This window comes from Micromonospora sp. NPDC050495 (assembly GCF_040655175.1).
Lineage (GTDB): Bacteria > Actinomycetota > Actinomycetes > Mycobacteriales > Micromonosporaceae > Micromonospora.
On record NZ_JBFAJK010000017.1, the window covers coordinates 86719 to 106948 of the forward strand.

21 protein-coding genes are annotated in these 20230 nt (G+C 72.8%); 11 read left to right on the top strand and 10 right to left on the bottom strand.

The features are described 5' to 3' along the window. Nucleotides 1-74: 74 nt before the first annotated feature. From AB0I11_RS18575 to AB0I11_RS18610, 8 genes are all read left to right on the top strand, one after another. The gene (locus tag AB0I11_RS18575) at nucleotides 75-893 is read left to right on the top strand and encodes an RNase H family protein (RefSeq protein WP_357321417.1); all 819 of its coding nucleotides are present in this window, start codon (nucleotides 75-77) and stop codon (nucleotides 891-893) included. Nucleotides 894-1129: 236 nt separating this feature from the next. Further along, the gene (locus AB0I11_RS18580; RefSeq protein ID WP_357321420.1) at nucleotides 1130-3616 is read left to right on the top strand and encodes an AAA family ATPase; all 2487 of its coding nucleotides are present in this window, start codon (nucleotides 1130-1132) and stop codon (nucleotides 3614-3616) included. Next, on the top strand, nucleotides 3613-4017 hold the full coding sequence (locus AB0I11_RS18585; RefSeq protein ID WP_357321423.1) for a hypothetical protein: 405 nt from the start codon (nucleotides 3613-3615) through the stop codon (nucleotides 4015-4017). Before AB0I11_RS18580 ends, AB0I11_RS18585 begins: the two co-directional genes overlap by 4 nt. Before the next feature lie 199 nt (nucleotides 4018-4216). Further along, nucleotides 4217-4939 (top strand): hypothetical protein, encoded by a 723-nt coding sequence (locus tag AB0I11_RS18590; protein WP_357321426.1) that lies wholly within the window; start codon nucleotides 4217-4219, stop codon nucleotides 4937-4939. A gap of 409 nt (nucleotides 4940-5348) precedes the next feature. Next, nucleotides 5349-5834, top strand: a complete 486-nt coding sequence (locus AB0I11_RS18595; protein ID WP_357321429.1) for a hypothetical protein — start codon at nucleotides 5349-5351, stop codon at nucleotides 5832-5834. Further along, nucleotides 5834-6838 carry a radical SAM protein gene (locus AB0I11_RS18600; protein WP_357321432.1) on the top strand — a complete coding sequence of 335 codons (1005 nt, stop codon included), beginning with the start codon at nucleotides 5834-5836 and terminating at the stop codon, nucleotides 6836-6838. Before AB0I11_RS18595 ends, AB0I11_RS18600 begins: the two co-directional genes overlap by 1 nt. A 32-nt stretch (nucleotides 6839-6870) precedes the next feature. Further along, on the top strand, nucleotides 6871-7284 hold the full coding sequence (locus tag AB0I11_RS18605) for a hypothetical protein (protein ID WP_357321435.1): 414 nt from the start codon (nucleotides 6871-6873) through the stop codon (nucleotides 7282-7284). Continuing rightward, the gene (locus AB0I11_RS18610; RefSeq protein ID WP_357321438.1) at nucleotides 7281-7685 is read left to right on the top strand and encodes a hypothetical protein; all 405 of its coding nucleotides are present in this window, start codon (nucleotides 7281-7283) and stop codon (nucleotides 7683-7685) included. Before AB0I11_RS18605 ends, AB0I11_RS18610 begins: the two co-directional genes overlap by 4 nt. A gap of 9 nt (nucleotides 7686-7694) precedes the next feature. Here the strand turns inward: AB0I11_RS18610 and AB0I11_RS18615 are convergent, their stop codons facing one another. The 8 genes from AB0I11_RS18615 to AB0I11_RS18650 form a co-directional block, all read right to left on the bottom strand. Next, nucleotides 7695-8060 (bottom strand): hypothetical protein, encoded by a 366-nt coding sequence (locus AB0I11_RS18615; RefSeq protein ID WP_357321441.1) that lies wholly within the window; start codon nucleotides 8058-8060, stop codon nucleotides 7695-7697. 243 nt (nucleotides 8061-8303) lie between these two features. Beyond that, entirely contained in the window at nucleotides 8304-10124 is a 1821-nt protein-coding gene (locus AB0I11_RS18620) for a glycoside hydrolase family 15 protein (RefSeq protein ID WP_357321444.1), read from the bottom strand. Nucleotides 10125-10157: 33 nt separating this feature from the next. Beyond that, the gene (locus AB0I11_RS18625; protein ID WP_357321446.1) at nucleotides 10158-10634 is read right to left on the bottom strand and encodes a hypothetical protein; all 477 of its coding nucleotides are present in this window, start codon (nucleotides 10632-10634) and stop codon (nucleotides 10158-10160) included. Between the two features lie 272 nt (nucleotides 10635-10906). Then, nucleotides 10907-12289, bottom strand: a complete 1383-nt coding sequence (locus AB0I11_RS18630; protein ID WP_357321449.1) for an ABC transporter substrate-binding protein — start codon at nucleotides 12287-12289, stop codon at nucleotides 10907-10909. 46 nt (nucleotides 12290-12335) lie between these two features. Then, entirely contained in the window at nucleotides 12336-13166 is an 831-nt protein-coding gene (locus AB0I11_RS18635; RefSeq protein ID WP_357321451.1) for a carbohydrate ABC transporter permease, read from the bottom strand. Next, nucleotides 13163-14128 (bottom strand): sugar ABC transporter permease, encoded by a 966-nt coding sequence (locus AB0I11_RS18640; protein ID WP_357321454.1) that lies wholly within the window; start codon nucleotides 14126-14128, stop codon nucleotides 13163-13165. Before AB0I11_RS18640 ends, AB0I11_RS18635 begins: the two co-directional genes overlap by 4 nt. Before the next feature lie 147 nt (nucleotides 14129-14275). Continuing rightward, complete coding sequence (locus tag AB0I11_RS18645) at nucleotides 14276-14905, bottom strand: LUD domain-containing protein (RefSeq protein ID WP_357321457.1); 630 nt, start codon at nucleotides 14903-14905, stop codon at nucleotides 14276-14278. 41 nt (nucleotides 14906-14946) lie between these two features. Continuing rightward, nucleotides 14947-15420, bottom strand: a complete 474-nt coding sequence (locus tag AB0I11_RS18650; protein WP_357321460.1) for a nuclear transport factor 2 family protein — start codon at nucleotides 15418-15420, stop codon at nucleotides 14947-14949. Nucleotides 15421-15530: 110 nt separating this feature from the next. On the opposite strand from AB0I11_RS18650, the gene sigJ reads away from it, so the two are divergent. Beyond that, nucleotides 15531-16490 (top strand): RNA polymerase sigma factor SigJ, encoded by a 960-nt coding sequence (gene sigJ, locus AB0I11_RS18655; protein WP_357321463.1) that lies wholly within the window; start codon nucleotides 15531-15533, stop codon nucleotides 16488-16490. Between the two features lie 102 nt (nucleotides 16491-16592). Here sigJ and AB0I11_RS18660 read toward each other — a convergent pair whose 3' ends face one another. Continuing rightward, entirely contained in the window at nucleotides 16593-17414 is an 822-nt protein-coding gene (locus AB0I11_RS18660) for an alpha/beta hydrolase (RefSeq protein WP_357321466.1), read from the bottom strand. A 130-nt stretch (nucleotides 17415-17544) separates the two neighbouring features. Between AB0I11_RS18660 and AB0I11_RS18665 the strand changes: the two genes are divergently transcribed. Beyond that, the gene (locus AB0I11_RS18665) at nucleotides 17545-18522 is read left to right on the top strand and encodes a sigma-70 family RNA polymerase sigma factor (RefSeq protein ID WP_357321469.1); all 978 of its coding nucleotides are present in this window, start codon (nucleotides 17545-17547) and stop codon (nucleotides 18520-18522) included. Here AB0I11_RS18665 and AB0I11_RS18670 read toward each other — a convergent pair. Beyond that, nucleotides 18436-18795: an STAS domain-containing protein gene (locus AB0I11_RS18670; RefSeq protein ID WP_357321472.1), complete on the bottom strand. Its 360-nt coding sequence runs from the start codon at nucleotides 18793-18795 to the stop codon at nucleotides 18436-18438. The two genes, AB0I11_RS18665 and AB0I11_RS18670, sit on opposite strands and share 87 nt — an antisense overlap. An 80-nt stretch (nucleotides 18796-18875) precedes the next feature. On the opposite strand from AB0I11_RS18670, the gene AB0I11_RS18675 reads away from it, so the two are divergent. Next, the gene (locus AB0I11_RS18675) at nucleotides 18876-20138 is read left to right on the top strand and encodes an FAD-binding protein (protein ID WP_357321475.1); all 1263 of its coding nucleotides are present in this window, start codon (nucleotides 18876-18878) and stop codon (nucleotides 20136-20138) included. Nucleotides 20139-20230 lie beyond the last annotated feature (92 nt).

Genomic DNA, 20230 nt, shown 5'->3' on the forward strand with positions numbered 1-20230 from the left:
CAACTCAAGCGCGCGGCCAGCCTGCCACAACCTATCCAGCCCGCAGAACCCGGTTCTCAACGTCAGGAGGCGCCGTGCGTCCCGATGAGTTCCTCCGCGCCCTGCACCTGCTCCCCGCTCCCCTGCACGCCCGCGCCCTCCCCCTGCGCCGCTACGTCCGCCGCACCACCTGCACGGACTGCCAGCGCATCGGCGACGCCGTGGCCCTGACCCTCACCGCCGTCCACTACGACCAGCTCGCCTCGGCCGAGCAACTCCTGGACACCGCGGAGGGCCTCGCCACCGCCCACGGCACGGCCTGCCGGCAGCAGCCGGACCGGGAGCGCGGCCGGGGTCGGGTCACCCGCTGGGCGGCGGCGGACGCGCCAGTCGTTGCCGCGACCGACGCCAGCTGGAAGGGCCGGGCCGGCGGCATCGCGTACGTGGTCAGCGACGGGCACTACGGCCTGCGCGGCCGGGGCACCGGCCGGCTCGACCCGACCGGCGCGTCCCGGGTGCTGATCAACGAGCTGCGCGCCGTCGACTTCCTGCTCTCGGCGTACGACGAGGCGCCGGCCGGGATGACCGTCCTTGTCGACAGCATGGTGGCGCTGCGCTGGCTGCATCGCTGGCAGGCCGGTGACCTGAGCACGATGCCGGCCGGCTACAGCCTCCGGCAGCGGCGGTGGGCCGCCCAGCCGACCCTGGTGCGCCTCGCCGAGCAGGTGAGCCGCCGGCCGGACCTGGCCTTCGCGCACGTGAAGGGGCACAGCGGGCACGCCCTCAACGAGGCCGCCGACGGGCTGTGCCACATGGCCCGCCGCCGGACCGAGGAGACCTTCGACGTACGGCCGCGGGCGCACGCCCTGGTCGACGCCTTCCTGCGGGACTGGCACGCCAGCCTGACCCGCTGACACCACGCGACTGGAGGCGACGATGACCGGACCGTTCCCTCACCTCACCCGCACCCCCTGGGCCGGCCCGACCGTGCGGCCCGGCACCTGCCGACGCCACCTGGCCGACCCCGCGCGCTGATCCGTCTCCACGCCGGCCCGACCGCCGCGTCACCCGGAAACGCCGCCCGCGCGCTGCCATCGCATCCCCACTGAGCACGACACGCTGCCGTACCCGCCTGAGCGGAGGTCACCTGATGAACCCCACCGAACCCCTGGTCGAGCTGATCTTCGACCGGCTCGCCGCCGACCGCGTACCCGATGACACCGCCGAGGTGGTCCTGGCCGCGCTCACCGGCGAGGCCGACCTGGACGCGGCGCTCTCCGGCGAGCCGACCACGCTGACGCCGCAACGTTCGAGGTCGGACGAGCCGCGGGAGCGGATCTGGCTCTCCTCGGTCACTGTTGCCGGTTTCCGCGGCGTCGGCCCGGAGCGCACCCTCGCCATCGAGCCCGGCCCGGGGCTCACCGTCGTCGTCGGCCGCAACGGCTCCGGCAAGTCCAGCTTCGCCGAGGCGGTGGAGCTGACCCTGACCGGGGACAGCGCCCGCTGGGCCGACCGCACCAGCGTGTGGCGTACCGGGTGGCGCAACCTGCACGCCGGCGACCCGTGCCGGATCGCCGTGGAGCTGCGGGTCGACGGGGTCACCACGCCCACCCGGGTGGGCCGCTCCTGGCGGTCCGGCGCGGAGCTGGGTGCCGCCGAGGTGACGGTCACCAGCGCGCGGGGCAGGCACCAGGATCTCGCCGAGCTGGGGCTGGCCCGCCCGCTGGAGCTGTACCGGCCGTTCCTCACCGCCGCCGAGCTGGGCCGGCTCACCGCCGGCACGCAGAGCCAGCTCTTCGACGCGCTCTCCGCGATCCTCGGCCTGGAGGCGATCACCGACGCCGACCGCCGCCTGATGGTCGCCGCGCGTCCGCTCGACGCCGCCATCAAGGAGGTACGCGCACAGCGCGCCACCCTGGCCGCCAGGCTCGCGGAGCTGCCCGACGACCGGGCGCGGCGGGCGGCGGAGCTGCTGAACGCCACTCGCCCGGACCTGGCGGCGCTGACCGCGATCCTCGACGAGCCGGCGGAGCCGACCGCCGATGAGGCGGTGCTGCTCTGCCGGCGGCTGGTGGCACTGCAGCTGCCCGACGCCGACGAGGTGACCCGGCTCGCCGGGCAGCTGCGGCAGGCCGCCGCCGAGGCGCGCCGGCACGACGGCGGGCGGTCCCGTGCCGCGCTGCGCACCGCCGAGCTGCTCCGCCTCGCCGTCGAGCACCACGACGATCGGGGTGACGGGCCGTGCCCGGTCTGCGCGACCGGCCGCCTCGACGGCGACTGGCGCACCGGTGCGACGGCGTCCCTGGCGGAGCTGCGGGACCGTACGCTCGCCGCGCAGGCGGCCGCGTCCCGGCTGACCGCGCTGCTGCAGCGGGCGCACTACCTGATCGACGACCTGGACGTGCCCGACGGCGACGTCGCCGACGTGCCGGTCGACGGGCTGCGTGCCGCCGTGACCGCGCTGCGGCAGGCGCCGGGCGGGCCGGAGGAGCTCGCCGACCACCTGGCCGCCCGCTACCCGGAGCTGCTCGCGGCGGTCCAGGCCGCGCAGGCGTACGCGTCGGATCTGCTGCGCCGGCGCGACACCGGCTGGCCGGCGGCGGCCGGCGAGCTGCGGGCCTGGCTGGCTCGGGCCGGGACGGTGCCCGAGCGGGAGGGCGGCCTGGCCCGGTTGACGGCCGCGCGGGCCTGGCTGAAGGCGACCGGGGCGGAGCTGCGCAACCAGCGGGTGGCGCCGTTCGCGGCGCACTCGCAGCGGATCTGGGCGCAGCTGCGGCAGGAGAGCAACGTGGAGCTCGGCACGATGACCCTGGCGGGTACGAACACCCGGCGGCGGGTGGTGATCCCGGTGAGCGTGGACGGGGCGGACAACGGCACCGCGCTGGGGGTGATGAGCCAGGGCGAGATGCACGCCCTCGGGCTGGCGACGTTCCTGCCGCGCGGCTGCGCGGCGGAGAGCCCGTTCCGGTTCATCGTGGTTGACGACCCGGTGCAGAGCATGGATCCGGCCAAGGTGGACGGGTTGGCCCGGGTGCTCGCCGAGCTGGCCGAGCAGCGGCAGGTGGTGGTCTTCACCCACGACACCCGGCTGCCGGACGCGCTGGCCCGCCTCGACCTCGGCCGGTCCCGCATCGTCGAGGTGACCCGCGCGGAACGGTCGGTGGTGACGCTGCGGCGCGGCTCCGACCCGGTGCGCCGCTACCTGGACGACGCCCACGCCCTGGCGCGCACCGAGGAGATCGCCGCCGAGGTACGCGGGCCGGTGGTGGCGGAGCTGTGCCGTTCGGCGATCGAGGCGGCCTGCCACCGGATCGTGTGGCAGCGACGGGCCGCGCGCGGCGTGCCGTACGACGAGATCGAGGCGGCCGTGGTGGGCGCGTCGCGCCGGCTGGCCACCACCGTCGCGTTGGCGCTCTTCGACGACGCCGGCCGGGGCGGTGACGTGCCCAGGTATCTGAGCCGTCGGCACGGGTCGCGGGCGGTGGACGCGTACCAGGCGTGCAAGGAGGGGGTGCACGGGGCGTACCTGTCTGATCTGCCGGACCTGGTGGCGGACGCCCGGCATCTCGCGGCGGCGCTGCGGGAGCACGTGGCCGCGGTGCCCGCGCCGCGCAACGGTGCGCAGGTCCGGTCGTGACCGCGCCGACGCCCGCGCGCTGCCTGGCGGCGGCCGACCAGATGCTGCGCGGCGCCGGCCCGCTCGGGGCGGCCGCGGTGACCGCCGGGTGGTGGCCGCGGGCGTGCGCCTGCCTGATCCGGCTCGCGCTCGAAGGCGGCATCGACGCCTACTGGCGGCGGACCCGGCCGGTGGTGGCCGCGTGCCGGCAGGGCCGGGCGAAGCAGCTGATGCTGCGCGGCCGGCTCGGGCCCGGTGGCACCGTGGCCCGGCGGATCGCCTTCGCGTGGGCGACGCTGTCGGCCGCCGCCCACCACCACTGCTACGAGGTGGCGCCGACGGCCGTCGAACTGCGTCGCCTGCACACCGAGGTGAGCGCCCTGCTCACCCACCTCAGCCGAGAAAGAACACCCGAACGATGATGCGGCCGGTGGGACATCCCCGGCCGAACGACCGATTCCGTCAGGACCGGGTCCCCGAACAGCCTGTTACGGCCGCCGCCCTTCGACATCCGTTGTGGACGCGGGGCGACGAAGTGACGCCGCCCGGCCGTACGGTGTGGACGGATTGTCGGACCTGGCGGCGACTCACCTTCCGCGTGACGACCAAGGAGTTCAACGCATGGCGACAGAGGCCCTCGACGGACCGGTTCCGGAGGCAGCCGTACCCGGGCAGCGCATCCTCGACCTGCTGGACAAGGCGATCGCCCTCCAGAGTCCACTGGTGCGCAAGAACATCGCCCGGGCCCGCCAGCGGAACCCCGAGGCGACACCGGCCGAGGCGATCCGCAGCCTGGAACGGATGTACGTCAGCGCCCTGACCGGCACGGGTGCCGCCGTGGGCGGAGCGGCCGCCGCGCCCGGCGTCGGCACGGGCGTCGCGCTGGCACTGTCGGCCGGCGAGGCGCTGTCGTCCCTGGAGCTGAGCGCCCTCTTCGCGCTCTCCCTCGCCGAGGTGCACGGAGTCCGCGTCGACGAGATCGAGCGCCGCCGCACGATCGTCATGGGCATCATGCTCGGCGGCTCCGGCTCCGCCACGATCTCCAAGGTCGCCGAGCGTACCGGGCAGCACTGGGGACGCCAGATCGTCGCCAAGGTGCCGACCGAGACGTTGCGTCAGATCAACAAGGTCCTGGGCAGGCACTTCATCACGAAGTACGGGACGAAGCAGGGCATCATCGTGCTCGGTCGGATAGCACCGTTCGGTATCGGCGCGGTGATCGGTGGTGGCGCCAACGCCGCCCTCGCCACGCTGGCGGTGCGGGCCGGCCGTCGCGCCTTCGGCCCAGCCCCGGCTGAGTGGCCCGGGCTGACCGCGCCAACTCCCGGGGACCCGGACGACTGACTCGCGGTGCCCTCGACGACGTCGCTCACGATCGAGGTGGGCCCAGGGGGTCGCGGAGGTGGTACAGATCCTCTCCGAGGCGGTCCCCCGGCCGGCTGGGAGGCGTTCCTGGACAGCGTCAAGGCGCGGTGAGGCCAACCTCCAAGGATCGCGGTCAGGCGACCATGGGATTCGGGGGATGATCGGATTGGCATCACAAAGGTCCCCGTCCGAACCTCCCGGACGGGGACGCCATCGCCGCTCGGTTCTCGACCACCCGAGCATCTCACTGTAAGTAGGCTGTCCATAATCCGACAGTTATTCATCACCCCTTGGATTCGGCCAGTCACAATATCCACACTGATGTATGGCCCGCTCAGACGGTACGCCCAACGCAAGTCGGAGCCGCCAATCACCACCCCGGCCGCAGGTGCGTGCGCCCGATGGCTTCCCCCCGTCGCTGCAGCCCCTGCTGGCGCGGATCGCCGACCGGCGTGCCGCCCGCAGCGAAGCAGCCCTGCAGGCCGACATCCGCCAGCTTCTGCTGGCGGCCGACGTTGGACTGCACGCGCTCTACTACTGCGCGATCGAAAGTCGTGCGGAAGGCAACTATCTCAGCGCGATCCTGAACAGCCCAGCCCTCACCGCGCTGGTCCGTCCACTGATGTCGTACAGCAAGGACGAGCGGCACATCGACAAGCACCTGTGGAAACTACCCATCCCCCGGTACGACGACGCGGACCCGACCCACCAACGGCTCGCAGAACTCGGCCAGGACCAGTGTCTGTTCGTGGCCGGACTCGACCTCGAGGAGGGGCGACACTTCGTGACATTGCGCCGGCGGGTCCGAGCCGAACTCGCGGCCCACCCGGCAAGGGCCGAGATCGAGGCCATCGTCATAGAGATGCTCGGCTGATGGGCACTTCTCGGGTCGCCGGGTCGGAGGAACGGCCGGTACTGCGCAGGGCACATCGGATCGTGAACGTCGGTGGTGGCGACTACGCCTTCACCGACCTACGCAAGACGGATCTCGGCGGCGTGCAGAGCCGACAGTTCCGCTTCTTCACGCCGGTGCGGCGGGACCGGATGCGCTTGCCCACCTCGTTGCCGGAGTTCGCGGGATTGCGGCATGTGGCCAATCTGTCCGACAGCCCGGTGACGGTCGCGGCGGAACTCGGAGGGCACTGGTCCGAGCACAACCTCGCGGCCATCACACACGTCGCCGCCTGCAACTTCCGCTGCTCCTACTGCTACGTCGACTACCGTCATCTGGCCGGCCGGGATGCCTTCGTCACAAACGCCGACGGTGTGGTCGACGAGTTCCTCGCGCTCAGGCGTACGGCTCAGGCCGCCGGCCGGCAGCTCAGCCTGTTGCGCGTCAGCGGCGGGGAGCCGCTACTCGCACCTTCCCTCGTGATCGAGGTCTATCGCGCGCTGGCGGCGCGCGACCTGCTCGGGTCCGTCGTCCTCAAGGTGGAGTCGAACCTCTCCGCTTTGCCGTACGCCTGGCAGCAGAGCGCCCTTCGGCTTTCCACGATCGAGGGCGAGGCGCTGCGGCGCGTCAAGGTCCACACCACGCTTCACCATCCGCCCGGCAGCGGCGACTGGCCCGCCATCCGCGACGGAATCGTCCTGGCCCTTGAACTTGGCTTCGATCTGTTTCCTGCGGTCGGTGCCCACGACTGGACCGCCGAACAACTCGACATGACTTTCCACGAGTTGTCCCGGATCAGCCCAGGGCTCCCGCGGCGACTCGCGGTGCGCCCGTTCCACCTGGACTATCCCGCACTGGCGAACCGCCGGAGGCTGCCTCGACCGGCAGACTCCGAAGCGCCTTCAGTGACGTGGGAGAAGATTCTGCGACGGCACGCCGATGTCGGGTATCTCGACGAACCCCGACATCTGGTACCGCTCACCTGAGCACCCCTACCGACCGAGCACCTGGAGGATCGATGCCGGAAGTCGAGGCAGTCACGATATGCAGCAGTTCCAAGTTCTACGACACGGCCCAACGTGCCGAGGCAGCGTTCCGCGACCTGGGCATGACCGTCTACACCCCGCGCTACGACTTCAACGAGCAGCATGTGAAGGTAGCCGAGCCGGACAAGATTCGGCTGACCCGCGATTTCCTCACCAAGATCGCGAAATCGGACGCGATCTTCGTCGTCGCCAACGGTGGGTATGCCGGCGTCAGTGTGTGCATCGAGGTCGGCTACGCCGTCGGGCAGGGCAAGCTGGTGTTGTTCTCTGAGCGGCCGGCAGAGTTCGCACTCCGCGCGCTGGTCGACGCGGTAGTCCCGGTCGAGGACATCGGCACCGGGGTGGTATCGATGACCAAGGTCGAAGCGGCGGGCAGGCTGCGGTGATCCTGGCGGTGCCCGGTCCCTCAAGCCGGCTGTACGGCCCAGTCGCGGAGCTCGTCGGCAGCCGCTTCACTGGACTGAGCGAGGCTCACCCGAGGTCGCTGTGGCACCGCCTCGGACCGGACATCGTTGTCGACCCGGTCCTGACCCCCGAGGCGACGGCCCGGGAGTTGACGCATCGCTACCGGGAGACGGTCGCGGAGTTCGCCCGACCGCGCATCGCGGGTCAGATCGCCCAAGAGGTGGTTTGGGACGTCCTGGGCGCCACCGTGCCGTCGACGGTCGTCTTCAAGTACGGCCTCCGCGCCCTTACCTGGCGTAAGGCAGCCCAGCGGGCCAAGCCTTTCCTGTTGTTGATGCATCTCGAACGGGCCGTCAGACGGCAGCCTCCGCACCTCGGGTGAACCACCCGCTCAGCCGACCCGGGCGTCCGTGTGGTCCGGCGGGTCGAACGGCGCGAAGGCGTACTCGATGTCGGCGAGCGCGCGGTGTGCCGAGCGCGGAAGAAGGTGGCGTAGGTGCCACATCGCGACGGACAGGCGGCTCCCGTTCGCCAGACCGTCGTCCCGTGTCCCGGCTGCGGTGAACGACCACACGAGGATCAGGGCCAGGGCGTATCCGGCATCCGGGATGTCGAAGCCCAGGTGGAACCAGCCTTGCGCCTCCTCGGGAATGAGGAACGTGCTGCCGTCCCGGCGGGCCGCGCGGAGGCCGTCGGCGAGCGCCGCTGGCCTCTGGCCCGGTGCGTTGTCCCCGACTTTCCACGTGATATTGAACATCGTGGCGAGTGTCGCCGCCGCCCCGATGATCGCTCGACACTCGCTGGCGTTGAGGTGCCGTCGCGCACGGAGCACCCTCATGCCGCAGGTCCTGCGACGTGTTGCTCCCGCATGAGGGGACCCTCCCATGCGGCTCGGGCTGATTCAAGAACCGCCGGCCCGCCCTGGTCACGGGGCGCGCTGGTGCTTCGGCCCAGGAGGCTCTCTTGACGGAACCGAGCGTCGCCGCCGGTCCGAGCCGGCTCAGGATCGTGGAGTGGGGGCGTCCCGGATGGCGAGGGCGGCCTGCACCAGCGCCGCGTGGGTCAACGTCTGGGGATAGTTGCCCCGGTACTCCCCCGTCGCCGGGTCCACCTCCTCCGGGTAGAGGCCGAGCGGGCCGACGTAGCCGAGCAGGGCCTCGAACAGCTCGACGGCCTCGGCGCGGCGCCCGGTACGGGCGAGGGCCTGCACGAGCCAGAACGAGCAGGGCAGGAACGCGCCCTCGGTGCCGGGGAAGCCGTCGCTGCCGGGCGGGTAGCGGTAGAGCAGCGGGCCGCCGGCCGACAGCCGTTCGCGGACGGCGTCGACGGTGCCGCGCACCCGGGGCGAGTCGGCGTCGTCCAGGTCGAGCAGCGGCAGGACGAGCAGGGCCGCGTCCAGGTGCGGGGAGCCGTAGCTGCGGACGTAGCAGCCGGCCGTGGCGTCGAAGCCGCGGCTGCGTACCTCGGCGGCGATGGCGTCGCGGGCCGTCTGCCAGCGGCGGCGCTGGCGGTCCGGCAGCGGGTGGGTGTCGGCGATGCGCAGCGCGCGGTCCAGAGCGAGCCAGCCCATGAGCTTGGAGTGGACGTGCTGGGCCGGTTCGCGGACCTCCCAGATGCCGGCGTCGGGCTCGGGCCAGCAGCGGGCGACCGTGTCGGCGAAGCCGCGCACCGCCCGCCACGTCTCCCGGTCGAGGCGGTGTCCGGACTGCGCGAACGCCCACGCGGCGTCGACCACCCAGCCGTAGCCGTCGAGCTGGTGCTGGTTGGCCGCGCCGTTGCCGACGCGCACCGGGACGCTGCCGAGGTAGCCGGGCCAGCCGGGCAGGTCCCGTTCCGCCGGCGCCGGACGGCCGTGCAGGGTGAGCAGCGCCGGCAGCCGGGGGCGCTGCAACCGGCTGGCGTGCAGCAGCCAGGCGAGGAAGCCGTGGGCCTCGCGGGACTTGCCGACGGCGAGGAAGGCGCTGACGCCGATGCTGGCGTCGCGGGGCCAGACGTAGCGGTAGTCCCAGTTCCGGATCCCACCGGGATCCTCGGGCAGTGACGTGGTGGGTGCGGCCACCGGCGCCTGGCAGGGCGAGTAGGTCAGCAGCCGGATGGTCAGCAGGCTCCGTACCACGTGCTCGCGGAACGGCAGCGACCGGTCGATCTCGGCGGTCCAGTCCCGCCAGCGGTGCTCGTCGCCGAGCAGCAGCTCCCAGGCGGCGTCCGGCGGGACGTGGATCAGCGGTTCGCCGTGCGCCACGGACAGCACGAGGGTGACCGGCCGGCCGGGCCGGACCGTGGTCACGGTGACCCGGCCGGGCTCGACGGCGAGCGCGGGGGCGGAGTTCAGCGCGACGGCGACCGCGCCCCAGGCGCAGACCAGACCCGCCCGGCGGTGCAGCACCCGGGGCCGGGCGTGCCGTACGCCGAGGCGGGGGTCGAACTCCACGGCGACGTCGACCGCTGCCTGTTCGGCGGAGAGCCGGCGCACCAGCAGGGTCGTCGGCAGCAGGCGGCCACTGACCTCGGTCACCATGCCCTCGGCGAGGGTCAGCCGGCCGCCGCCGACCGCCCAGGTGGTCTCCAGGGTGGCGGTGTGTTCGCGGTAGCGGCGTGCGACGACCGTGGCGGGCCCGGCCGGGCCGACCCGGAACGTGCCCGCGTCCGGGCCGCCGACCAGCCGGCCGAAGATCGGCTCACCGTCGAAGCGCGGCACGCACAGCCAGTCGATCCCGCCGTCGGCGGCGACCAGGGCGGCCGTGCGGGTGTCCCCCAGCAGCCCGTAGTCGCGCAGGGGCGCGGGGGGTCGCCGGGACGCCGGGCCGGATTCAACGGTCATCGAGGATGCTCCGGGACATGTCGCGACCGCGGCTCAGCCGGGCCGCAGGAGCAGCCCGAGGACGATGCCGTAGACGGCGTGGACGGCGACCGCCACCGTGGGGGTCTGCACGCCGTAGTTGAGGCCGAGCAGGCCGGGCGGCTCCAGCACGGCGGTGCGGGCCAGGCCCGCCCGCTCCGAGGCCATCCGCGGGTGGACCCCCGGCAGCAGCGGCAGCAGCACGGTCAGCGCGATCCCGACGTGCAGCAGCCCGAGCAGCCCGCCGATCCACCAGGCGGCCCGGTGCAGCAGGGTGAACGTGGCCGCGTACCCGAGGGCGAAGCCCTGGCCGGCGGCGAGGTGCAGGAAGAATCCGACGACCCGGGCCCGGTCGGGATCCGCGGTGAAGATCGTCCCGAGGACCAGAGGGAAGTCGAGGCGGGTGAGGCCGGCCAGCTGCGCGCTGATCAACGCCGCGGTGAGCGCGGCGGTGGCGACCAGCCCGAACAGGCCCCATCCGGCCCAGTCCATCTCAGGGACGGCCCACGTGGTGCACGTCCGTAGGCGGCACGGCGGGGGTTCGCTCTGTCATGGCCCATCCTCGGCGGGGGAACGTGAAGGCCTTGCGGCTCCGACCGGGGCGCGCCGCGCGCCCGCACGCGCCGGCACGGCCACCCCGGCCCCACCATAAGCCACCCACCCCGGGCCACCGGGCCGCTTGCCCAGGTACGACCGGCCGGAACCGCCGGTCGGGTGGGGCCGGCTCCGTCCGGAGCCGGCCCCACCCGACGCGGGAGATGCGGTCAGCTGACCGACTTGTTGTAGCTGTCGATCGCGCCCTTGACGCTCGCCGCGGCGTCCTTCATGGCCTGGTCGGCGGGCTTGCCGCCGACGATCGCGGCCTCCAGGCCGTCCTCGGACGCCTTGCGGGCCTGCGGCATCACGCCGAGCAGGCAGCCGGCCGAGGCGACCGACGGCGGCAGCGCGTGCAGCTGGTCCACGGCGGTCTTGAACTGCGGGTACTGCGCCACCCAGTCCTTGTCGATCTGCTCGTCGAGCGCCTTGGCGTTGACCGGCACGTACCCGGTGCCGGTGTGCCACTTGGCCTGCTGCTGCGGGCTCGAGGCGAACTTCACGAACTCCCAGGCGGCCCGCTTCTCCTTGTCGCTGTGCCCGACCCCGTCGATCCACAGCGACGCGCCGCCGATGATCGGGCCGCCGGTCGCCGAGCTGCTCGCCTTCGGGTACGGCGCGGTCAGCACGGTGAACTTGCCCTTGGCCGCGTCGATGTAGCCGCGCATGGCGCCGGTGGACTCCAGGTGCATCGCCACCGTGCCGGCCTTGAAGGCGGCCTGGGCGTCGTCGGTCTTGCGGCCGGTGTTCGCCGCGTAGCCGCCCTTCACCAGGTCCGCCCACCACTGCGCGACGCGTACGCCGGTCTCCTGGTCGAACTGCACCTTGGTGGCCAGGCCCTTGCGGCCGTTGCCGTTGTCGCAGTACTCCTTGCCGTCGGTGGCGATCAACTGCTCGATCAGCCAGCCGTAGATGGCGGCGCCGAAGCCGTACCGGACGGTCTTGCCGCCGGCGTCCTTGACGGTCAGCTTCTTCGCCATCTCCCCGATCTCGTCCAGGTTCTTCGGCGGCTTCATCGGGTCGAGGCCGGCCTTCTCGAACGCCTCCTTGTTCAGGTACAGCAGCGGCGTGGAGGTGTTGAACGGCATCGACTGGAGCTTGCCGTCGATCGAGTAGTAGTTGGCGATGTTCGGTTCGATGTCGCCCGCGTTGAACTTGTCCTTGTCGATGAACTTGTACATCGGCACGGTCTGCTTGGAGTCGACCATGAACCGGGAACCGATGTCGTAGATCTGCACCAGCGCGGGGGTGTTCTTCTGCTGCACCGACGCCTTGTACTTGGCGATCGTCTCGTCGTAGTTGCCCTGGTAGACGGGCTTGACCTCGACCTTGCCACCGCTCTGGGCGTTGAAGTCGGCGACCAGCTTGTCGATCGCCGCGGCGTTGGCGCCCTTCATGCCGTGCCAGAACTCGATGGTGGTCTTGTCGGTGGCCTTCTCGAGCACCTCCGCGCCCGGCGCCTCCAGCGCGTCCTTGCCGGAGTCGGTGCCGGACCCGGAACCACCGCACGCCGTCAGCGCGGCGGCGGCGATCAGGGCGACGAAGGCGCTCATGCTCCGGCGGAGCCTAGGTTGTCTCACGGTTTCTCCTCTTTGAGAATTAACGCAGCGCGCCGGCGGTGAGGCCGCGGACGATGTAGCGCTGGCCGAAGAGCACGACGGCCAGGGTGGGCAGCAGGGACAGCGCGACGCCGGCGAGGACGAGGCCCGGCTGGGCCACCTCGGAGTCGTTGAGCTGCGAGATGCCGATCTGCAGCGTCTGGAACTTGGAGTCGCGGATCAGGATCAACGGCCAGAAGTACTGGTTCCACGCGGACAGGAAGACGTAGACCCCGACCGCCGCGATCGACGGCTTGGACAGCGGCACGATGACCCGCCACAGCAGGCGCCAGTGACCGCAGCCGTCGATCACCGCGGCGTCGCGCAGCTCGGTGGGGAACTGCAGGAAGGCCTGACGCAGCAGGAAGGTGCCGAACGCCGAGGCCAGGAAGGGCAGCACGAGACCGAGGTAGGTCAGGCCGCCCCGGGCCAGGCCCCAGCCGGAGATGGCCAGGTAATTGGGGATGATGATGGCTTCCCAGGGCACCATGAGGGTGGCCAGGAACAACCCGAACGTCGCCGCCTTCGCCGGCATGCGCAGGAACGCGAAGGCGTACGCGGCCAGGATGCTGGTGACGACCTGCGCCAGCGTGATGGCCCCGGCCTGGACGGCGGAGTTGACGTAGAAGCGGCCGAGCGGCACGGAGCGGAAGACGTCGCCGAGGTTCTGCCAGTGCAGCTCGTGCGGCACCAGCGCGGGCGGGTAGGTGGCCAGGTCACCGGGGCCCATCACGGCGCCGACGAAGCCGTAGTAGATGGGGAACAGGACGGGGATCGCGGCCAGACCCAGCACGACGTAGACGGCGATCTGCCCGAGGCTGAGTTTCTTCATCGATAGTGGACCCGCCGCTCGAGGATGCCGAACTGGACGGCCGTGCAGCCGAGCATGACGACCAGCAGCACCACGGCCTGCGCGCTGGCTGATCCGAAGTCGGAGGACCCGAAGGCGAACGCCTTCTCGTAGATCGAGTAGACCAGGGTGGTGGTGGCCTGGTCCGGGCCGCCCTTGGTCAGGATGTGGATCTGCCCGAAGCTCTGCAACGCGTGGATGGTGGAGACCACGATGAGGAAGAACAGCTGCGGCGAGAGCAGCGGGATGGTGATCCGGGAGGCCAGCCGCCAGCCGGTCGCGCCGTCCAGCCGGGCCGCCTCGACCACCTCGGGCGAGATCGCCGCGACGCCGGCGGAGAGCACCAGGACGTTGTAGCCGAAGTTCATCCACACCGTCGCGGCGGCCACCGCGGGCAGCGCGATCGACGGGTCGGTGAGCCAGTTGACCCGGTCGATCCCGAAGGAGCCGAGCAGGCCGTTGGCCACGCCGATCGCCGGGTTGTAGATGATCGCGAAGATGACCGAGGCGGTCGCCACGGAGAAGGCGAACGGCAGCGCGAACGCGGTGCGCAGCACGCGTACGCCGCGGATCCGGGCCTCCAGCAGCAGCACCACGACCAGCGCGCCCAGCACGGCCGGCAGCACGGAGAAGAGGGTGAACAGGCCCGTGGTCATCAGCACCCGGCCGAAGTCGGCGGAGAGCATCTCCCGGTAGTGCTCGGCGCCGACGTAGACCGACGGGGCGCCGAACAGGTCGTTGCCGTGCACGGACAGGTAGAGCGTGCGGCCCAGCGGCCAGAAGACGAAGAGCCCGAAGACGACCACGGACGGCAGCAGCAGCAGCCAGCCGAGGCCGGTCTCGATGCGGCGTGAGGAGTCACGCCGGACGGTGGGGCGGACGGAATCGGCGGTGGGGGTGCGGTCGTCAGGTGGGGCATTGACGACGGTCGGAGGGGGTGGCACGGCAGCACAGTACCGAAAGAAATCCTCCCGCGCAGGATCCGGACCTGGAAGTTCTTTCCACCGACGGCGGCGCGTCGCCGGGGCGACCGCCCGCGTTCGTCGTCGGCCGCCGGCGGCCCCGTGACCGCCGGCGGGCGCGACCTGGTCTCAGAAGCCGACGGCCTCGCGTAGCAGCAGCACGACGGCGCGTCCGGGATGCGGTTCGGCGTTGAGCACGAGCAGCCGGTTGATGGCGCTCGGCTGCCCGTACGCCACCTGGGCCCGGGCGCTCTCCAGCGGGAGGGCGTGTTCCTCGACGCGGCGCAGCGCGGTGGCCAGGTCCGGCACCACCTTCTGCGCCCCGACGATCCAGATGGCACGGCCGGCGCCGCCGGCGTAGGCCGGCAGTTGGCTTCCGCTGGCCGAGGCGGCCACCAGGGAGCCGGTTTCGGTGACCGCGTTGACGCTGCCCACGACGACGTCGGGACCCGCGGCCAGCCGCCGGATGTCGTCGGCCGCGGTGGCCCGGTCCATGGCGAGCAGGCGTGGCCGCACCGCGTCGTACCGCCCGCCGTCGTTGATGTCCTGGTCGATGCCGGACCGGCGGAGGGTCTCGCTGGCCGCGGTGAAGACGCTGGCGCCCGCGGGGATCAGGTCCCGGACGCGGGCACGCGCGGCGGCGACGTCGTCGAGGATCTCGACGGTGAAGCCGTGCGCGGCCAGCGCGGCGGCGGCCGACTCGAGGCGCTGCGCGGAGGCCGGTTCGGTGAAAGGTGTGGCCGGAGCCGAGGTGGTCATGGTTCCTCCTGGGTCGAACGGGTGGGTGGCGGTTCGCGGGGTCAGCTGGTGGCGGATCCTTCGGGGGCGGCCTCCCCCGGGCGGGGAGCCGAGCCGGCCAGCGGAGTGGTGTCGAGGTAGCGGACCTCGTAGACCCGCTCGGTGAACCGCCAACCGTCCGGGGTGCGCTGGTAGCGGTCGTGGTAGATGGCGAAGTTCTGCCCCTGGCGGCCGTCGAGGGTGCGGGCCAGCTCGTGCATGTAGGTGCGGCCGGTGGCCGTGTCGCCGTCGAGTTGGATGACGCCGGGGTGGCTGTTCTGCACGAAGAAGTCCCACTGCGCCTGCAGCCGCTCGCCACCGACGCGGATCTCCTCCCGGCCGACCAGCTCGGCGGGGATGTTCGGCATGCGCAGCACACCGTCCGGGGTGAACAGCGAGGCGAGGCGGGCGCGGTCGCGCATCATCGCCGCGTCGGTGAACTCGCCGCGCAGCGCCTCGATCTCGACGCGGTCGGCGATGGCCCGGAAGTCGTTCATCGGTTTCTCCCTTGCATCGGGTGTTCCTCGAGTCGTCCGACGACGCAGCTCCCCGGGGTGTCAGGCGACGTGCCCGCCCTCACACTCCGGTGCGCTGTCTCGTCGGACCCGTGAGGATCAACGCGAGCAAGGGAGCCGACGGCGCGATGACCACCCGACCCGAGCCGGAACAGAGCCGGCCCGATCCGCACCTGGGCGCGATGGTGCGCGAGCGGCGGCAGCTGATCAATCTCGCGTACCGGCTGCTCGGCTCGCTGGCCGAGGCGGAGGACGCGGTTCAGGAGACCTACACCCGCTGGTACGCGCTGTCCGAGGCGCAGCGGGCGACCATCGCCTCCCCCGGCGCCTGGCTCAGCACGGTCGCGAGCCGGGTCTGCCTGGACGTGCTGGGCTCGGCGCGGGCCCGGCGCGAGCGGTACGTGGGCCAGTGGCTCCCGGAGCCGCTGCCCGAGCCGGCCGAGTGGAGCAGCGGCGGCACCGCGGACCCGGCTGACCGGGTCACCCTGGACGAGTCGGTCAGCATGGCCTTCCTGGTGGTGCTGGAGGCGATGACCCCGGCCGAGCGCGTCGCGTTCGTCCTGCACGACGTCTTCCGCTACTCCTTCGCCGAGGTGGCCGGGATCGTCGGGCGCACCCCGGCGGCGTGCCGCCAGCTGGCCTCCTCGGCCCGCCGTCGCCTGCGCGGCGGGCCGCCGGACGCCGCTTTCCCGCCGGCCCGGCAGGCCGCCGTCGTCCGGGACTTCAAGCGCGCCTGGGAGGCCGGGGACATCGGCGCGCTCATCGGTCTGCTCGACCCCGACGTCACGGCGACCGGCGACGGTGGCGGCCTGGTCACCGCCGCGCCGCGCCCGGTCGTGGGCGGCGAGCAGGTCGCGCGTTTCTTCGCCGGTCTGGGCGTCCGGGCGGCCGACGTGACGCTGCTGGAGCGCACCGTCAACGGTCAGCCCGGCCTGGTCGCGCAGCGGGACGGGGCCACCGTGGGGGTGTACGCGTTCCACGTCGTGGGCGAGCGGATCACGCGCATCTGGGCGGTCCTCAATCCCGAGAAGATCCGACCGTGGATCGGATGAGCGCCGGGCGACGTGCCGAGCCGCCGAAGCCGCGCGGTGCGGGACGCGGCGAGGGAGAGCCGGCCCGGCGGCCCGGGGGCCGCCGGGCGGTGCGGCGGCGGCTCAGTCCTGCTTGTCGAGGAAGGCGAGCGTGACCGCGGCGAACAGCGGCGAGTCGGCGATGTCGTAGTGGGTCAGGCCGGGCAGGATGGCCAGGGCGTGGCCGCCCTTCGGCCGGTTCTCCCCCATCCAGCCGCCGTCGCGCAGGCCCCCGTCGAGCAGCTTGAACACCTCGACGTAGTGGCTCGGCGGGGCCATGTCCGCGTCGGCGGCCATGATCAGCGTCGGCACCTGCAGGCCGCGGACCTGCTCGGTGTAGTCGTAGTCCTTCGCCATCGCCACGCCGATCTTGTCCAGCAGCCGCGGGAAGTCCTCCGGGCGCGGGGCCACCCGCTGGTAGAGCTCGTACATCGGGGTGTCCTTCATGAATTCGGCGGCGGCCGCGTTCACCTGGCCCTGCTGCTGGAGCAGCTCGGCGTGGATCGCGTCGCGGCGCACGTGCGCCGACGCCGCGACCAGGCGGCCGACCAGGTGCGGGTACCGGATCCCGACCTGCAGCGCGACGCCGCCGCCGAGGGAGAAGCCGACCACGTCCGGCTTCTGCAGTCCGAGATGTTCGATGAGCGCGGCGACGTCGCCGGCCATCAGGGTGACGTCGAGCGGCCGGTCGATGTCGGCGGTGCGGCCGTGGCCCTGCAGGTCGACCAGGATGACCTGGTGGTGGTCGGCGAAGGCGGGCAGGACCGGCGTGAACATCTCCCCCGCGCCGAGCCCGCCGTGCAGCAGGATCAGCGGCCGGCCGGCGCCGTGGGTCTCGTAGTAGAGGCGGATGCCGTTGACGTCGGCGTACTGCCCGGTGCCGGCGGGTCGCTCGGTCGTGGTCATGGTGGGTTCCTCCGGTCGTCTGGTACGGACGGACGCCGGTGCTGACCAGCCGGGCGCCCGGAACTCATCGGTGCCGGCGGGGCGAGTTTCGTGACCCCCGGTCGGGCGGGGGGTCGATTAGATTGGTGCCGTGGCTGACGTGGCGACCAGCGAATCCGTGGCATCGCAGCTCGAGACGTACCGGTCGGAGCTGACCGGTTACTGCTACCGCATGCTGGGCTCGGTCTTCGAGGCCGAGGACGCCGTGCAGGAGACCTTCATCCGGGCCTGGCGCGGCTTCGACCGGTTCGAGGGGCGGGCCGCGCTGCGGTCCTGGCTCTACCGGATCGCGACCAACGTCTGCCTGACCATGCTCGGCAGCGCCCAGCGGCGGATCCTGCCGATGGATCTCGGCCCCGCCGGCTCCGGCCGCGCCACCGACCCGGGCGAGCCGCGCCCCGAGGAGATCTGGGTCGGCCCGGCGCCCGACGGCCGGATCCTGCCGGAGCGCAGCGACCCCGCCGAGGTGGTCGCCGCACGGGAGTCGGTCCGGCTGGCGTTCGTCGCCGCGCTGCAGCACCTGCCGGCGCGGCAGCGGGCCGTGCTGATCCTGCGCGAGGTGCTGGCCTGGTCGGCCCAGGAGGTCGCCGAACTGCTCGACACCTCGGTGGCGAGCGTCAACAGCGCCCTGCAACGGGCCCGCGCCACCCTCGCGACCGCCGACACCGGCGCGGACGTGTACCAGCCGATGGACGACGAGCAGCAGGCGCTGCTCGCCCGCTACGTGCGGGCCTTCGAGGCGTACGACCTGGCGGCGCTGACCACGCTGCTGCACGAGGACGTGACCCTGTCCATGCCGCCGGTGCCGCTGTGGCTGCGCGGCGCCGACGACATCCTGGCCTGGATGACCGGCACCGGCAGTGGCTGCCGGGGGTCCCGCCTGGTGCCGGTGGCGGCCAACGGCATGCCGGCGTTCGCGCAGTACCGGCCCAGCGCGACCGGCGTCGGACACGAGCCGTGGGGGCTGACCGTGCTGCGGCTGTCAGGCGGGCGGATCGCCGAGATCACCAACTTCCTGGACACCGACCGGCTCTTCCCGCTGTTCGGGCTGCCGGCCCGGCTCGGCTAACACCTCGGCCAGCCCGAGCAGGGCCAGCAGCCGCAGCAGCGGCGGGCCGGCGTCCCGCACGACGAACCGCCAGCCGTGCCGGCGGGCGGTCAACCGGAGCCGAGCCAGCGCCTCGACGGTCACCAGGTCGGGCGACGCCACGGCGGCCACCTCGCACGCGACGGTCCCGGGCGGGCGCCCGCGCAGCAGGTCGGCCAGGTCGGCGCAGAGGACGGGGATGTCGGCGCGGGCCACCGCCGCGCCGACCGTGAAGGAGATCCCGGCAGCCGCCACACCGATAGGACCGGCTGGGCGGGCGGAACTCATCGCCGCCGGCACCGATGAGTCCGCCGAGGGCCGCGGGTCTGACCGGCATGAGCATCCGACAGACGCTGCGCACCAGCGGACCCATCTTCCTGCCCGGCGACGACGGCTACGACGCGTACCGCCGGCCCCTCGACCCGGCCCTCGACCCGCACCCCGCCGTGGTGGTCCGGGCCGCCGACGCCACCGACGTACGCCAGGCGGTGCTGGCCGCACGCCGGCACGACCTGCCGTTCGCCGTCCAGGCCACCGGCCACGGCACCCACCGCGCGCACGACGGCGCGCTGCTGCTGCACACCGGCGCGATGGCCGCGGTCCTGGTCGACCCGGTCCGGCGGGTCGCCCGGGTCGGCCCGGGCGCCCGGTGGGGCGACGTGCTGCGGGCGGCCGCGCCGTTCGGGCTGGCCGGGCTCTCCGGCTCCGCGCCCGACGTGGGCGTGGTCGGCTACACGCTCGGCGGCGGGCTGGGCTGGCTGTCCCGCCGGCACGGCCTGGCCGCCGACAGCGTGCTGCGGGCCCGGGTGGTCACCGCCGACGGCCGGCTGGTGACCGCCGACGCCGACCGCAATCCCGACCTGTTCTGGGCGCTGCGCGGCGGCGGTGGCTCGTACGGCGTGGTCACCGCCCTGGACATCCGCCTGCACCCGGTCTCGACGGTGTACGCCGGCGCGGTCACCTTCGGCCGGGAACGGGCCGCCGAGGCCCTCGCCTACTACCGGCGGTGGATCGAGCGGGTGCCGGACGAGCTCAGCACGGCGGTGCTGCTGACCCGCGACGGTTCGCTCGTGGTCAAGGCCATGTACGCCGGTGACCCCGACCGTGGCCGGGCGCTGCTGGCGCCGCTGTGGCGGGTCGCCGGGCCCGCCGTGGCCGACGGCATGCGGGTCGTCGACTACCCGGACGCGGCCATGGGCGGCGTCTCTCCCCGCACCTTCGACCAGGTCCGCTCCCTCGACGACGACCTCGTCGCCGCCCTGGTGGCCGAGCCGGACGCCACGGTCGAGATCCGGCACTGGGGTGGGCGCATCGCGCGCGACCGCGGGGCCGCCGCGCACCGGGACGCGCCGCTGTCGGTCATCCTCGACACGGTTCCGTCGCCGCGCACCGCGACCGCGCTGGACCGGTGCGGCCTGGGCAGCGCCTTCCTCAACTTCCTGTCCGACCCGGCCCGGACCGCATCGGCGTTCACCGCGGCGAACTGGGCGGCGCTGCGCCGGGTCAAGGCGGCCCACGACCCGGACAACGTCTTCGGCGCCGGCCTCGCCGTGCCGCCCGCCGCCGTGCCGCCCGCCGCCGTGACGGCGTCCGCCTAGTTGCCGGGCAGGGCACCCATGAACTCCTCTTTCAACCAAACGGTTGACGGGCGGCGACACGGGGGCATATGCTGTTTTCAACCATCAGGTTG

Coding starts and splice junctions, on each gene's coding strand:
- AB0I11_RS18580 (WP_357321420.1), top strand. CDS start 1,130: ATGAACCCCACCGAACCCCTGGTCGAGCTGATCTTCGACCGGCTCGCC.
- AB0I11_RS18590 (WP_357321426.1), top strand. CDS start 4,217: ATGGCGACAGAGGCCCTCGACGGACCGGTTCCGGAGGCAGCCGTACCC.
- AB0I11_RS18600 (WP_357321432.1), top strand. CDS start 5,834: ATGGGCACTTCTCGGGTCGCCGGGTCGGAGGAACGGCCGGTACTGCGC.
- AB0I11_RS18605 (WP_357321435.1), top strand. CDS start 6,871: ATGCCGGAAGTCGAGGCAGTCACGATATGCAGCAGTTCCAAGTTCTAC.
- AB0I11_RS18615 (WP_357321441.1), bottom strand. CDS start 8,060: ATGTTCAATATCACGTGGAAAGTCGGGGACAACGCACCGGGCCAGAGG.
- AB0I11_RS18620 (WP_357321444.1), bottom strand. CDS start 10,124: ATGACCGTTGAATCCGGCCCGGCGTCCCGGCGACCCCCCGCGCCCCTG.
- AB0I11_RS18625 (WP_357321446.1), bottom strand. CDS start 10,634: ATGGACTGGGCCGGATGGGGCCTGTTCGGGCTGGTCGCCACCGCCGCG.
- AB0I11_RS18630 (WP_357321449.1), bottom strand. CDS start 12,289: ATGAGCGCCTTCGTCGCCCTGATCGCCGCCGCCGCGCTGACGGCGTGC.
- AB0I11_RS18635 (WP_357321451.1), bottom strand. CDS start 13,166: ATGAAGAAACTCAGCCTCGGGCAGATCGCCGTCTACGTCGTGCTGGGT.
- AB0I11_RS18645 (WP_357321457.1), bottom strand. CDS start 14,905: ATGACCACCTCGGCTCCGGCCACACCTTTCACCGAACCGGCCTCCGCG.
- AB0I11_RS18650 (WP_357321460.1), bottom strand. CDS start 15,420: ATGAACGACTTCCGGGCCATCGCCGACCGCGTCGAGATCGAGGCGCTG.
- AB0I11_RS18660 (WP_357321466.1), bottom strand. CDS start 17,414: ATGACCACGACCGAGCGACCCGCCGGCACCGGGCAGTACGCCGACGTC.
- AB0I11_RS18675 (WP_357321475.1), top strand. CDS start 18,876: ATGAGCATCCGACAGACGCTGCGCACCAGCGGACCCATCTTCCTGCCC.